The 13,268-nt window shown below is 53.3% G+C and carries 16 protein-coding genes; 12 read left to right on the top strand and 4 right to left on the bottom strand.

What is annotated here, in order from left to right; all coding sequences use genetic code 11:
- Positions 1 to 7 precede the first annotated feature (7 nt).
- The 9 genes from ccoG to C7T94_RS08915 all read left to right on the top strand — a co-directional run bounded on the left by ccoG (position 8) and on the right by C7T94_RS08915 (position 5,842).
- Complete coding sequence (gene ccoG / locus C7T94_RS08950; RefSeq protein ID WP_107215025.1) at positions 8 to 1,351, top strand: cytochrome c oxidase accessory protein CcoG; 1,344 nt, start codon at positions 8 to 10, stop codon at positions 1,349 to 1,351.
- A gap of 10 nt (positions 1,352 to 1,361) precedes the next feature.
- Positions 1,362 to 1,787 carry a FixH family protein gene (locus C7T94_RS08945; protein WP_107215024.1) on the top strand — a complete coding sequence of 142 codons (426 nt, stop codon included), beginning with the start codon at positions 1,362 to 1,364 and terminating at the stop codon, positions 1,785 to 1,787.
- Positions 1,788 to 2,471, top strand: a complete 684-nt coding sequence (locus C7T94_RS08940) for a sulfite exporter TauE/SafE family protein (protein ID WP_107215023.1) — start codon at positions 1,788 to 1,790, stop codon at positions 2,469 to 2,471.
- Positions 2,472 to 2,704: 233 nt separating this feature from the next.
- The gene (locus C7T94_RS08935) at positions 2,705 to 3,064 is read left to right on the top strand and encodes a hypothetical protein (protein ID WP_107215022.1); all 360 of its coding nucleotides are present in this window, start codon (positions 2,705 to 2,707) and stop codon (positions 3,062 to 3,064) included.
- Positions 3,065 to 3,070: 6 nt separating this feature from the next.
- On the top strand, positions 3,071 to 3,196 hold the full coding sequence (locus tag C7T94_RS19670) for a hypothetical protein (RefSeq protein WP_262503098.1): 126 nt from the start codon (positions 3,071 to 3,073) through the stop codon (positions 3,194 to 3,196).
- Positions 3,189 to 3,509 (top strand): hypothetical protein, encoded by a 321-nt coding sequence (locus C7T94_RS08930; protein ID WP_107215021.1) that lies wholly within the window; start codon positions 3,189 to 3,191, stop codon positions 3,507 to 3,509. Before C7T94_RS19670 ends, C7T94_RS08930 begins: the two co-directional genes overlap by 8 nt.
- Positions 3,510 to 3,661: 152 nt before the next feature.
- Positions 3,662 to 4,813, top strand: coding sequence for an ATP-binding cassette domain-containing protein (locus C7T94_RS08925; RefSeq protein WP_107215020.1), 1,152 nt, complete (start codon positions 3,662 to 3,664; stop codon positions 4,811 to 4,813).
- The gene (locus tag C7T94_RS08920; protein ID WP_107215019.1) at positions 4,753 to 5,247 is read left to right on the top strand and encodes an ATP-binding cassette domain-containing protein; all 495 of its coding nucleotides are present in this window, start codon (positions 4,753 to 4,755) and stop codon (positions 5,245 to 5,247) included. The genes C7T94_RS08925 and C7T94_RS08920 overlap by 61 nt, the downstream gene beginning before the upstream one ends.
- A 4-nt stretch (positions 5,248 to 5,251) precedes the next feature.
- Complete coding sequence (locus C7T94_RS08915) at positions 5,252 to 5,842, top strand: TetR/AcrR family transcriptional regulator (protein WP_107215018.1); 591 nt, start codon at positions 5,252 to 5,254, stop codon at positions 5,840 to 5,842.
- A 6-nt stretch (positions 5,843 to 5,848) separates the two neighbouring features.
- On the opposite strand, the gene C7T94_RS08910 is transcribed toward C7T94_RS08915, so the two are convergent.
- Entirely contained in the window at positions 5,849 to 7,054 is a 1,206-nt protein-coding gene (locus tag C7T94_RS08910; RefSeq protein ID WP_107215017.1) for an acetate/propionate family kinase, read from the bottom strand.
- Between the two features lie 16 nt (positions 7,055 to 7,070).
- Positions 7,071 to 9,161, bottom strand: a complete 2,091-nt coding sequence (pta, locus tag C7T94_RS08905; protein WP_107216027.1) for a phosphate acetyltransferase — start codon at positions 9,159 to 9,161, stop codon at positions 7,071 to 7,073.
- 449 nt (positions 9,162 to 9,610) lie between these two features.
- Between pta and C7T94_RS08900 the strand changes: the two genes are divergently transcribed.
- From C7T94_RS08900 to C7T94_RS19340, 3 genes are all read left to right on the top strand, one after another.
- Positions 9,611 to 11,044: a sensor histidine kinase gene (locus C7T94_RS08900; RefSeq protein ID WP_107215016.1), complete on the top strand. Its 1,434-nt coding sequence runs from the start codon at positions 9,611 to 9,613 to the stop codon at positions 11,042 to 11,044.
- 6 nt (positions 11,045 to 11,050) lie between these two features.
- Entirely contained in the window at positions 11,051 to 11,458 is a 408-nt protein-coding gene (locus C7T94_RS08895; protein ID WP_107215015.1) for a response regulator, read from the top strand.
- A gap of 93 nt (positions 11,459 to 11,551) precedes the next feature.
- Positions 11,552 to 11,734: a hypothetical protein gene (locus C7T94_RS19340; RefSeq protein WP_162618624.1), complete on the top strand. Its 183-nt coding sequence runs from the start codon at positions 11,552 to 11,554 to the stop codon at positions 11,732 to 11,734.
- A 180-nt stretch (positions 11,735 to 11,914) separates the two neighbouring features.
- Here the strand turns inward: C7T94_RS19340 and C7T94_RS08885 are convergent, their stop codons facing one another.
- Positions 11,915 to 12,355 carry a hypothetical protein gene (locus C7T94_RS08885; protein ID WP_107215013.1) on the bottom strand — a complete coding sequence of 147 codons (441 nt, stop codon included), beginning with the start codon at positions 12,353 to 12,355 and terminating at the stop codon, positions 11,915 to 11,917.
- Between the two features lie 142 nt (positions 12,356 to 12,497).
- On the bottom strand, positions 12,498 to 13,265 hold the full coding sequence (locus tag C7T94_RS08880) for a metallophosphoesterase family protein (RefSeq protein ID WP_317046914.1): 768 nt from the start codon (positions 13,263 to 13,265) through the stop codon (positions 12,498 to 12,500).
- Positions 13,266 to 13,268 lie beyond the last annotated feature (3 nt).

The following is a 13,268-nucleotide window of genomic DNA, read 5'->3' as shown; positions in this document are numbered from 1 at the left end:
CTCGACCATGCAGGTATTTGGCAGGAACTTCATTTATCCGAAACAACCCTCAGGAAAACACTATCGCTGGCGCAGCGTTGTTGCGGCGCTGCTGCTTTGCTGCCTGGCGCTGCTGCCCTTTGTCAGGTTGAACGGCGAACAGCTTGTGCTCCTGAATGTGCTGGACCGTAAGTTTGTATTCTTCGGGCTCATCTTTACGCCGCAAGACTTTTACCTGGCCGCCTTCGGTATGCTGCTTTTTATTTTATTTGTCATCCTCTTTACGCTCAGGTTCGGGCGCATGTGGTGCGGCTGGGCATGTCCGCAGACCATTTTTATGGAAATGCTGTTCAGGCGCATCGAATATTGGATTGAAGGCGATGCCGCAAGCCAGAAAAAACTGGACAGCCAGCCATGGACCAACAAGAAGATTGTCAAAAAGTTAAGTAAACACAGCCTTTTCCTGCTCGTTTCTTTCGGTATAGCCAATATTTTTCTTGCCTACCTGATTGGCGGCGATGTGCTGCTTCGCATCCTGGTCGAGCCTCCTGCAGCACACCTGACTGGTCTCATCGCTATCCTGGTCTTTACCCTGGTATTCTATTTCGTGTTTGCTTACGTGCGCGAAGTGGTGTGCACGGCAGTCTGCCCTTATGGCCGGCTGCAGAACGTACTGCTTGATAAACACAGCCTTGTCGTTGCGTATAACCGGAACAGGGGCGAGCCCAGGGCCAGGCACCAGAAAACCTCGGGCCAGGCAGCGGGCGATTGCGTGGATTGTTCTTTATGCGTGCAGGTCTGCCCCACCGGTATCGACATTCGCCAGGGCACGCAGCTGGAATGCGTTAACTGCACGGCCTGTATCGACGCTTGTAACCAGGTCATGCTGAAGACCGGCAGGAAACCTTCCCTGATTGGCTTTTACAGCGCTGATTTCCTGGAAACCGGCAAGAAAGTAAAACAACCATTCAAACAGTATGGGTATGCAGCCGTGCTGCTCGGGGGACTCCTGATTTTCTCTGCCATGATTAATCAGCGCAAACCGGTCGAGGTCACAGTATTGCGCGCCAGCGGAACGCTCTATCAGCTGCGCGCAGACAGTTCGGTTTCCAATCTTTACTCGGCCACCCTGATTAACAAAACGAATGCGGTTATCCCCTTCGACATGCAGGTAACCACACCCGGTTTTCGCATCGTGTACATTCAGAAAAAAGCACCGAGGCTGGGAAAACAGCAATCTGATAATTTCTCGTTTTTCCTGGTACGTGATAAAAACGCTCCGTCATCCGGTTATAAAACAGCGATCGGGTTTCGGCTGCAATCGGGCAGCAAAACCGTGGGTAAAGCTGCAAGCACATTCTTTTCACCTTAAAAAATACAACATGAACTGGGGATATAAACTGATTGCGGCCGGAGGCCTCTTTATTACTTTTATTCTGACCATGTCCTTGTATATGCTGTACAAGAAAGACCGCGACACACTGGTAGATGAGGATTACTACCAGGCCGGCATGCAATTCGGGCAGAAACTGGAAGCCCAGCAGAACATGGTGCGTGACCATATGCAGCCGGAGGTCAAAGTGTCAAAAAACCTCCTCCTCGTACGCCTCAGGAGTGCTGCCCATTATGAGCTTACACTGCTCTGCCCGGCAGACAAACGGCAGGACAAACGGTTCAGCGGCAAAACCACCGGCAATCACCTGATCGTGATTGACCGGGCCGCCACAGGCGCCGGGCACCGGCAGCTGGAACTTACCTGGCAATCGGCTGGCAAAATGTATAACTATTCAAAAAAACTCTTCCTGTAAATGGACATTCTTGTCACCGCATTTATCATGGGCTTGTTTTCAAGCCTGCATTGCGTGGTGATGTGCGGGCCGCTCATGACCGGTTTTGCGCAGGGCGCAAAATGGTGGTTTGTACTGAAATACCAACTGGGCCGCATTTTCGTTTATGGCATGCTTGGTCTGGCCGCCGGCCTGCTGGGAAGCGGTTTCGCCGCTTTCAGCGCTCAGAAAAATGTGGCACTTTTTACCGGGCTCATGCTGCTTGTAGGTGGGCTCTGCGGCCTGGCAGGCTTTCGATTCGGGCAGATACAGCGGGCGCAGGCCGGTATAGGCATGGCCCTGTTCAGACGGATTTCTCCCCTGCAATCGGCAAGCGTATGGCCTCTGCTGCTCGGCATGCTGAACGGACTTATTCCCTGCGGTATGGTCTATGCGGCATTGGCGGCAGCCATTAACACGGGACAGCCGGGACTCGGCTGGCAATTTATGATCTTTTTCGGCGCCGGCACGCTTCCCCTTACGCTGGCGCTGATGGGTGGTGCGCAATACCTGAAGGGACGGCTAAAAATTCAGACGGCCCGTCTGCTGCCGGTATTGACCGTGTTGTTTGGCCTGCTGCTGTTGCTGCGTGCGGCTGATCTGCGAATCCCATACTTTTCGCCTCACCATGCGAAAGCTGTCCAGGCTGCACCCATTTGCAGGTAAAGCCAGAGCGGTGCCGGCCTCGGCACGCATGTCCCCTGTGTGAGCATTTCCAGATTTTGCCACATAAAATTAAAGTTAAATTACTTTATCTATTATTTATTAGGATATGAAGTAAAATTACCGTATCTTTAATTTATTATTAATCACAGCACATTCCTGTTCACCATTTTGGGTTCTCCCAAACTTCTGGTCCGGTTGCTTCACCCGCTGTTCAGCCTACTTAACCAATCCGTATGACACCAGATTTTTGTATCTACTACCAGGTTTTCCTGAATGACACCACGGTTACCCGTGTTTCTGCCAATGATTTTAAACCACAGGCTGCCTTGCCACTGATGGCCCGGCATACCCCAACCCGTAGCGCCTACTCCCTGCCCGCCGCCGAAGCCATGTTTTATGGCTATGCCAGTCGAGTTAATGCCATGGAAAAAGCCAAATCGGGCGCGATCAAACACATCGGCTCGCTGATCGATCGCGCAGAAAAAAGTATTCAGGCAATTAAAGCTTATCGTATGGCACATCATACCGACCTCAATGTCACCCTGCTCGATGCGAATATCAGAAAACTCGAAAAAGAACTCAACATTAAATAACCTGCCATGAACAGAGACAAGAAAAAAACAGCCAAGGCTACCGGAAGTAAGACACCCTCTGACTACCAGTCAAGCAAGACGCCCGAAGTAAAGGCCACCGCATTTAATAAAAAAACAAAAGACAATGCTTAAAGATACCCTGGAACAACAAGCACGCATTTATGCGTTTGAATTAACGAATACGGCCAGTGAATTTGGTTTTAAACGGGAAAGCTGGAATTTCAGCATTGTCCAGCCTGAAGAAAAACAGCAATTGGAACAGGCCTACCACCCTTTTGTGTCCTTCCAGGTGCTGCCCGAAGCGGTAGAAACGCTGCTCCACAAAATCAAAGGGTTGCTCGGCCTGAATGATAACCAGGTGCCTGCACTCGCCCGCCGTGCCACCGCCGATTCGAAGACACTGATTCACCTCGTTGCCTTTAACAGGGACAAACAGAAACATTAGCGGCTATCGCCATACAGTCACAATCGGCGCTTGCCACCGACTGACTTTTTATCGGAATTTGTAAATGTTATTTTTATTCAACATTTTTGTTGAATAAAAATAACCTGTTGCATGGGCTTTGCCTGGTCTGAAACAGGTTAGCCCGGCCAATCATGAGTTTAGTTGTAAAATCCCTTTCTTACCTGCACCCTGATAAGGAACCTGTTTTTGAAAACCTGAGCTTCGCGATCGGCAATGGCGAACACGTGGCTATTGTTGGCAGCAACGGTGCTGGAAAATCGACGTTGCTGGCGCTTGCGGCCGGGATATTCAGGCCGGCAGCGGGCGAGGTGATTACCCCCGACAGGCTTTGGCTGGTGCCTCAGCAGCTGGGCAGTTACTACCACCAAACCGTTGCGGCTGTGCTGGCCATTGAACCCAAATTACAGGCGCTGGGTGCCATCCTGTCTGGCGACGCTGGCCAGGAGCACTTTGATGTGCTGCAAAATGACTGGGAAATTGAGGAAAAACTACACCTGGCGCTTCAAACCTGGGGCTTGGGGCACCTGAGTGCAGGCACCCTCATGGCCGCATTGAGCGGCGGCGAAAAGACCAAAGTTTTCCTGGCTGGCATGGCGCTTTTTGATCCCGCGCTTATTTTACTTGATGAACCGACAAACCACCTTGATCTGCACAGCCGTGAGCAGCTCTGCCACTTTCTTCAGACAACCCGGGCTACCGTTGTCATGGTGAGCCATGACCGCAGGCTGCTGAATTACGCAGACAAAACATTCGAGCTGGACCGTTCAGCGATTGAAATGTATGGCGGCAACTATGACTTCTATGCGCAACAGAAAATGATTCAGACCGCTGCCCTGCAGGCGCAGGAAGCTGCACATGAAAAAACACTCAGGCAAACGCAGGAGCGGTCCAGGCACTTGGCCGCACAGCGTCAGAAAAAAGAAGCAAGAGGCCGTGCCGAAGGCAAAAGCGGCTCCCTGCCGCGTATTATTGCCGGCGGACTCAAAAGCAAGGCTGAACAAACAACGGCACGGTCAGCAGAACTGGCCAGGGAAAAATCGACAGCTGTTGCTGCCGGGCTGCAGCGCGTGCGTGCACAGCTGAGCCAATTGCAGGTGTTGAGGATCGACCTGGGTGCATCAACCCTGCACCCCGGCAAAGTGCTCGTCGACGCGAAAGACCTTGTTTTAGCCATGGCAAACGCGCGCTCTGGCCACCACTCAGCCTCCAGCTGCGTTCGGGCATGCGCATGCGCATATCGGGCGGTAACGGTTCGGGCAAAACCACCCTGCTCAACCTGCTGACCGGCCTGCTCCAGCCCCAGGGCGGTCAACTCGTGCGGGCTGATTTCAGTTACATGTACCTGGACCAGAATTACAGCCTCATCAGGCCTGAGCGTACCGTGTTTGACCAACTTTCGGCCCACAATGGCAGGAACCTTCAGGAGCACGAACTGAGGTCCCTGTTGATCTATGCGCAGTTTCCTCAGGAAAGCTGGGACCGGAAGTGTGAGGCACTGAGCGGCGGCGAAAAGATGAAACTTTCCCTGCTGTGCCTGAGTATACATACCCAAACGCCCGACATGTTGCTCCTGGACGAGCCCACCAATAACCTGGATCTTCGCAGCCTTGCCGTACTCACGGCATCGGTCAGCACTTTTTCGGGTGCCCTGCTGCTCATTTCGCATGATGAACACTTCGCAAGCCAGGTGGGGATTGAACACACCATTCATTTATAAATAGATGCCCGCAAAAAACACCGGAACAAAGGAACTGATCAAAGACACAGCGCGCCGCCTGCTTTTTGCAGAAGGCAGGCTGTATGTAACCACACAGGATATTGCAGATGCGGCCGGCATGAACCGGGCGGCCGTTCATTATTATTTCAAGACGCGAGACTTGCTGATTGCAGAAGTATTTAATGAATCGATGGCGGCGCTAAGCCAGAGACTTGGCAGCATCATGGAAGCTGAAAAACCGTTCAGGAACAAATTGGAAACCCTGATCGAGGTGTATGCAACAGAAATGGCCGCATTTCCTTACGAGGAAACTTTCCTTGTGGCAGAAATGAACCAGGCCGGCCAGCAGCTGGTGGCAGGTATCGATCAGGGCCCGGTCGCAGTGTTTCTGGCAGATGTTGCCCGGCAGATGGACAGCGGTGCAATCGAAAAAATGGAGCCGGTTCAGTTCCTGATTAATCTTTTCTCCCTGCTTTCCTACCCCGTCATGATGGCTCCGCTGTACCGGCAGTTCTTCGGGCTTTCGGTTCCAGATTTCGACCGCTTGCTGGCAGATCGCAAGGCGCTTATTTTAAGCATGCTGCTGAAAGGCTAAATTTTTTCACGCACTTTCTTCGGCGAGCTTGCGGCATTTCCGTGCAATGGCCAGCTCTTCGTTGGTAGGTATGACCAGGACCGGCGTCCTGGCACCTGCCGCACTCAGGTTGCGGATGCCCGCGTCGCGGCGTGTATTTTCGTTGCCATCTATTGCGATACCGAACACATCCATGTCCCTGCAGACCAGTTCGCGGGTCAGGGCATCGTTCTCCCCCACACCTGCTGTGAACACAATGGCATCCAGTCCGTTCAGCGCTGCCGCGTAGGCGCCAATAAACTTTTTTATCCGGTAGGCATACATTTCATAGGCCAGCACTGCTGCCGGGTCGCCGGCAGCATACAAGCGGCTTACGTCCCGCATGTCGCTGTGCCCGGTAAGTCCCAGCATGCCGCTTTCTTTGTTGAGCAGAACAGAGAGCTCAGCGGGCGTTAGACCCAGGCGTTCTGAAAGGTGGATCAGTACAGAAGCGTCGATAGTGCCGCTCCTGGTGCCCATAATGAGGCCGTCAAGCGGCGTCATCCCCATGCTGGTATCGATGCAGGTACCACCCTGAACGGCAGCCATGCTGCAGCCGTTACCCAGATGGATGGTGACCAGCCGGGCACCTGGCCTGCCGAGGTAAGCCAGGGCCTCGCCGGCTACATATTCGTGGCTGATGCCATGAAAACCGTACACCCGCACCCCCTCCTGCTTGTAGAACCGTTCAGGAATGGCATACCTGAACGCCCTTTCGGGCAGGGTCTGGTGAAAGGCCGTGTCAAAAACCGCTACTTGCAGGGCGCCAGGAAAAATGGCTTCAGTCACCTCGATGCCCTTGATGTGGCCAGGGTTATGCAGGGGCGCCAGGGGATAAAGGTCTTTGATCTTTTGTTTTACGCCGGGCGTGATCACGGTGGTCCGGCTAAGCGTTTCACCACCATGCACCACGCGGTGCCCGATGCAGCTGATCTGTGCCGGGTCCTGCAATACGGCAATGTCTGCCCTGACCAGCAGTGCAGCCACCTGCCTCATGCCTGCGGCATGGTCAGCAACCGGTTCATCCAGCCGGAGCGTTTGTTCAACGCCCTGCCTGGTAAAGGTATGGGTCAGGAAACTCCCCGGCAGGCCGATCCTTTCAATCAGGCCCTTTGAAAGCGGCTCTTCAGAATGGAATGGAAAGAGCTGGTATTTGATCGAGCTGCTGCCCGAGTTGATAACAAGAATATACATGTCAGACGTTTAAAGATCAGTCCTGGCTCTGAATGGCCGTAATCATCACCGTGTTAAAAATATCATCGACAGTACAGCCGCGGCTCAGGTCATTGACCGGTTTATTGAGGCCCTGCAGCATCGGCCCGATGGCCAGGGCACCCGTTTCACGCTGCACGGCTTTATAGGTATTGTTGCCGGTATTGAGGTCGGGGAAGATCAGCACGCTGGCCTGACCCGCCACTTCAGATCCGGGTAGCTTCTGCCTGCCCACAACGGGGTCGACGGCGGCATCATACTGGATCGGACCCTCTACCTGGATATCGGGCCGTCTTTCGCGCACCAGTTGCGTGGCCCGCCGAACCTTTTCCACATCCTCACCGGCACCCGAGCTGCCCGACGAATAAGAGAGCATGGCTACGCGGGGTTCAATACCGAAGCGGCGCCCGTTATCTGCAGATGAAATGGCGATTTCCGCAAGTTCTTCGGCTGTCGGGTTCGGGTTAACGGCACAGTCGCCGAACACGGCTACCCGGTCTGCCAGGCACATAAAAAAGATGGAGGAGACGGTTGATATACCCGGCCGCGTCTTGATAAACTGCAGCGCCGGCCTGATCGTGTGCTGCGTGGTATGCACCGCTCCCGAGACCATGCCGTCGGCATGTTGTTTGTAAACCATCATCGTACCGAAATACGAAACGTCTGTCATCAGGTCGCGTGCCATTTCGAGCGTCACGTTTTTGTTTTTGCGCAGTTCATACAGGGTTTGCACATAATCCTCGTATTCAGGTGCATGCACCGGATCAACAACGGCAATGCGGCCAAGGTCAAGGTCTACGCCCAGCCGCTTCACCGAGGCGGCAATGGCCGCAGGATCGCCGAGCAGGATGAGTTTGACCAGGTCCTGTGCCACCAGCCTGGCCGCCGCCTGCAAAATCCGGTCATCGTTGCCTTCCGGGAGCACGATCGTTTTTTTCTCCCGCCTGGCCCATTGCGTGAGCTGGTATTGGAACATGTGCGGGGTCATGGCGTTCGAATGGTACATCACGATCTTTTTATCGAGCGCATCATGGTCAATATACCGGTTAAAGGTGTCAATAGCCAGCTGGATCTTTTTGGTGTGACCGGGTTTGATACGGGTGCGGATACCGGCAATCTGGTTGGTTGTTTCGAACGTGCCGGTGGGTACAGCCATGATCGGTACAATATTCTGCAATCCTTCGATCAGGCGCATCACCGGGGCTTCAGGTACCGTACCGGCGGTCAGCACGATGCCTGCAACACGCGGGTAACTGGACGACAGGTTGGCCTGCAGTGAACTAATGATGATGTCGCCCCGGTCGCCGGGCGTGACAATGAGCACGTTGTCTTTCAGGTAGTTTAAAAAATGCGGCACTTGCATGGCGCCCGTAACGAAATGATCTACTGAGTTAGACAGCTGCTCTCCGCCAAACAGCAGCGAGCCGCCAAGCCTTTCGAAAATGTCGCCGATCGTCGGATTCTCGAGCGCCCGGTCAGCAGGAATGACTGCAGCCAGTACCGATGCTGGCAGTTGTGCGGCCAGGAGCTGCCTGACATCTTCGGCCTGACCCGCCTGTACCCGGTTGGCAATAACAGCTAATACCTGGATATCCTGCAGGTCGTAAGCCTGCCAGAAGTTGATGGCGTCCTGTATAATGTCTGCGGTTGTCTTGTCTTCGCCCGAAACGAGCAGCACGACCGGCACATTAAGGTTACGGGCAATGAGGCGGTTCATGTCGAACTCGAAAGCAGTCGCCTGTCCGCCAAAGTCGCTGCCCTCTACCACGGTGAAATCTGACGCCGATTCCAGCATTTTAAACCGGCTGATAATCGTATCGAGCATCTTCCCCTGTTTCTGCTCTTTTACAAACTGCATGGCTTCCTGCCGGCTGAATACCCAGGCATCAGCATAACTTTGCGGCAGCTGAAAATGGCTCAGCATGGTCTCAATGTGGCTATCGGCCTGTTCGCCGGGTGCCAGCGATACGAGCGGTTTGAAATAGGTGATCTTCTGCGCCCGGCCTAGCAGCATGTTGACCAGTCCGAGGGCGATGACCGATTTCCCTGTGTAAGGCTCGGCAGATGCAATAAATATACTTTTTGTCAAAACACGTTTGTTTATGTTCACAGTTGGACCGGGCAACTTTGCAGCGGCTGTCTGCATCCGGCAGCCAGCCTGCGGACTTGGCCGGCGTTCTCAACGTGCCGCCCTTTACATAGAGTCCGTGCCTGTCTTCCGAACGATTGACTTGCCCGCTTTGTTCGCGCGGGCTGAAAATTTCCCAGCCATCAGGTCATGCAAGATGCAAAGAAAACGGCCTGATTTTCCGCGCCTGGTCAGAAAAAGAACTGATTGCGATCAATAATCTGCCTGCAGCCGCCGGCTGCCACGAACCGGGCAACAGGCTTAATAAAAAGTAGTTGGTGTATCTATAAAAATATTACCTTTGCGCACTCACTCCCGCCGCGAAAAAGAAAGTCCCCGAACGTTTAACGATATACAAAGATGGGGCAACTAACACGCTCAGTTAAAATTAATACAATCTGAATTAACGCATGCACACCCAATTGGAACTTTATCAACTGGTTGCCCCGTTGGCTAAACTCGGCATCTGGGAAAGGAACCTGGTAACCGGAGAGGTACACTGGAACAGCATCATCGGCGAAATACTTGAACTAAAAGATGGCAGTGCAATCAGCCTTGAAGAAGTGCTGTTGCTGTACCGCAATCCGGGGGAGATCAGAAGAGTGCTTGACGAGGCCATGAGAACCGGTCAGCCGCAGAGCATCGAGGCTGAGCTTGTTACCGCCAGCGGCAATTCCAAGCATGTCCAGCTGCATGCCGGCGCGCGTCTTGAAAACGGCCGTTGCACGAGAATATATGGCACCTTGCGCGACATCAGCGAAATCGTGAGCATGCGCCACCGTTATGAAGACCGGGAAGCCCGCTTTTTCCAGGCGTTTAACCATGCGCCGATCGGCATGGCGCTGGTATCCCTGCAGGGCGAATGGCTCCAGGCCAACCACAGCCTCTGCCAGCTGATGGGTTTTACCGAGGCCGAATTGCTACAGCGAACGTTCCAGGAACTTACACACCCTGAAGATCTGCAGGCTGATCTCATCCAGATGCAGCAACTGATCGCAAACAACCTGGACTGGTATGAAATGGAGAAGCGTTATTTTCACAAAGACGGCCATGTGATCTGGGCGCTGCTGAAAGTTTCGGCCGTCCGCGACCAGGCTGGCAAACCGCTCTATTTTATTTCCCAGATCAAAGACATTACTGAGCGAAAAAAAAACACCGAAACAATCAAAAAACAGAACGAACGCCTGCTCAATTTTGCACACATCGTTTCGCATAATCTGCGTTCACATACCGGCAATATAAAGATGCTGTCAGACATGGTCATCGAGGAACGTGACCCACTCGAAAAAGAGGCCTTACTGGGCATGCTGAGCCAGAATGCAGGAAACCTGCTGGACACCCTGTTTCACCTGAACGAGGTTGTTAAGATAAATGACACGGGCTTTTCTAACCGGCAGGCGCTTAATCTGAAACGTGAAATAGATCGCGTGCTGACCATTCTTTCGGCATCCATTATACAAGCAGAGGCAAGCATCACACTGGCTGTAAACCCTGACCTCGAACTGTTGCTGAACCCCGCGTACCTGGAAAGCATCCTGGTTAACCTGATCAGCAACAGCATCCGTTACCGCGATGCTGAACGCAGCCTGCAAGTAAACATAGCTGCAGACACTGCAAGCGACAAAACTACGCTGCGTATAACCGACAACGGCAGCGGGATTGATTTGAACCTGCATGGCAAAAAACTGTTCGGCATGTACAAAACATTCCACGGAAATGACGATGCGCGGGGTATGGGTCTTTTCCTGGTCAAAAACCAGGTTGAAGCCATGGACGGAAAAGTATTCGTAGAAAGCGTTCCCGGCCAGGGCACCACGTTCACCCTTGAATTTACACACCGATAAAACCATATGCGATTAGATATTGCCTGTATCATTGACGACGATCAGATTTTTACCTACCTGTTGTCAAAAAAAATGAAACTCCTGTCGTTCAGCGACACCTTACTTGTTTTCAAGAACGGCCTTGAAGCCCTGAAATACCTCCACCCGATTCTTGAATCGCCCGAAATCCTGCCATCGGTGATCCTGCTCGACCTGAATATGCCTGTTCTAGACGGATGGCAGTTCCTGGACGAGTTTACCAAGTTTAAGATCAACAAAAAGATTACTGTATATATTGTCAGTTCCTCAATAGACGAGGCAGACCACGAACGTGCCCGCGGATACAAAGAGGTTTCGCAGTTTTTTGTGAAGCCCATTACTGAAAAAGACCTCCTGGACATGCTTGCAGAAGTTGGGGAGCAGAGCAGGTCCTGACGCTGGTACTGAGCTTGTCCCGGGATGATCGTCAGCAGCAGCCGCAAACTTTAAGCGTAAAAACGGGTTAATGATTTAAGAAATTAAATGACCATGTCAAAAGCACCAAAGTCAGCACCGGAAACCTTGGCAAAAGCACCAAAGGCGCAACCCGTCAACAGCGGAACAACGCCGGCAGCGGCAAAAATTCTCAGGGAACAGGCAGCGACAAAAAGACGAAAGACAGCTGATGCAGACCCTGCTGAAGGTACGAGCGCAACCGGCGGCGGGCAATAGGCCGGAAGCGATCTCCTGCCTGAGGTAGGGACGCAAAACAGCAGCAAAACGACAGCAAGTACGCCTTTCATGGTTCGATTTGCCCGTACGACGCTGCTGCGCAGGGAATGTTAGGCGACTGCGGTGAGCGGCAGACCGAATAAAAAAAGCCGGATCGTGTCCGGCTCTTGTTATGTGAGTTTAAAATGCGCGCCCTTCGTCAGCGCCGGGCCTCGGCGTCAGGCCATTCCCGTCAGGAAGCTCTTCGTCTCCCCCGCCGGAAAGGTCATCCCCGATGGCTTCATCGTCATCTTCTGTAAGGTCTCCGGCCGATTCTTCGTCGGTATCAAGCTCTTCGCCGGCACCCAACTCTTCATCGGTACCAAGCTCTTCATCTTCAGAAGGGTCGGTATCGAAAGATTCGTCGCCCGCCTCTTCGTCTTCATGCGCGGCATCGGTATCAAGGTCGTTTCCATAACCGCCGGCCGAAGCACTTGCCCCAGGGTCGGTTTCGTCGAGGTTGTCGGCCCCCTGCTGTTGCTCGCCCGAGCGCAGCGGTCCGTCCATTGCCATCGAAGCGTCATCTAAATTCCTTTCGTCTCCTGACGAAGGAACTGCCTGCTCATTTTCCTGGTTTTCCATGGTTGATCTGTTTTGGCGGTTACCTGAAGTGATAACCACAGGAAGAACCGCGCCCGCGGCAAAAGGTTTCGGCCTGCCAAAAAACGCGTATCTTACCCCTAAGACCCGTAAAATTGCCGGTTTACTTTCCTGGATTCTCGGCTTAACGGCCCAGCCTCAGCATGTCGGCAAACGGCCGGGGAAGAACGCTCTGCTCGATCGCGCCGGCTGCCCGCTCCACATCATATGTAAAGCGGACTATTTCGGCCTCGACGCCCCCATGCCCCGCCAGCCGATGCGGATCAATGGTCAGCATCACGTATGATCCGCGCGGATCGCCGTCCTTTGGTTTGCCGACAGAACCGGTATTGATAGCATGCAACACCCGAGAGTCCGCGTCAGAGCGCATCTTGCGGTGAAAGGGCCGGTGGGTATGGCCAAAACACAAGACATCTGCCCCGGCTTGCTCTATGATCCGGACCATACTTTTTTCCTCGCGGTCTTCAAACAGGTACTCATTGGTCCTTCGCGGGCTTCCGTGTACAAGCAGCAGGTTAAGTACACCCTGGTCATGCGGAAATTCCAGGCGGATGTGCGCGGGCAATCCGCGCAGGTAGTCGCGCCGTGCCGCATCGACAAGACCATTCGTAAAAGCTACAGACCGCTCACCCATACCCTTTTCTTCAGCGGTCTTATACGCGCAGCCGCAATCGGAAAGTGCCCGCCCAACCCCATAGTCGTAATTGCCTGCTAAGGTAGGGATGCGGCGGCGGCGCAGCTCATCAATTACTTCGTTGGGCCAGATGTTGTAACCCACCAGGTCGCCCAGGCAGTACATCATATCAGGTTGCCGGCGTTCAACATCGGCAAAAAAGGCTTCAAGTGCCGGTAAGTTGGCGTGAATATCTGAAAACAGCGCAATTCTGATCATGAT

The organism is Pedobacter yulinensis (assembly GCF_003029735.1).
GTDB classification, from domain to species: Bacteria; Bacteroidota; Bacteroidia; order Sphingobacteriales; family Sphingobacteriaceae; genus Pedobacter; species Pedobacter yulinensis.
This window is presented reverse-complemented; position numbering and strand designations above follow the sequence as displayed.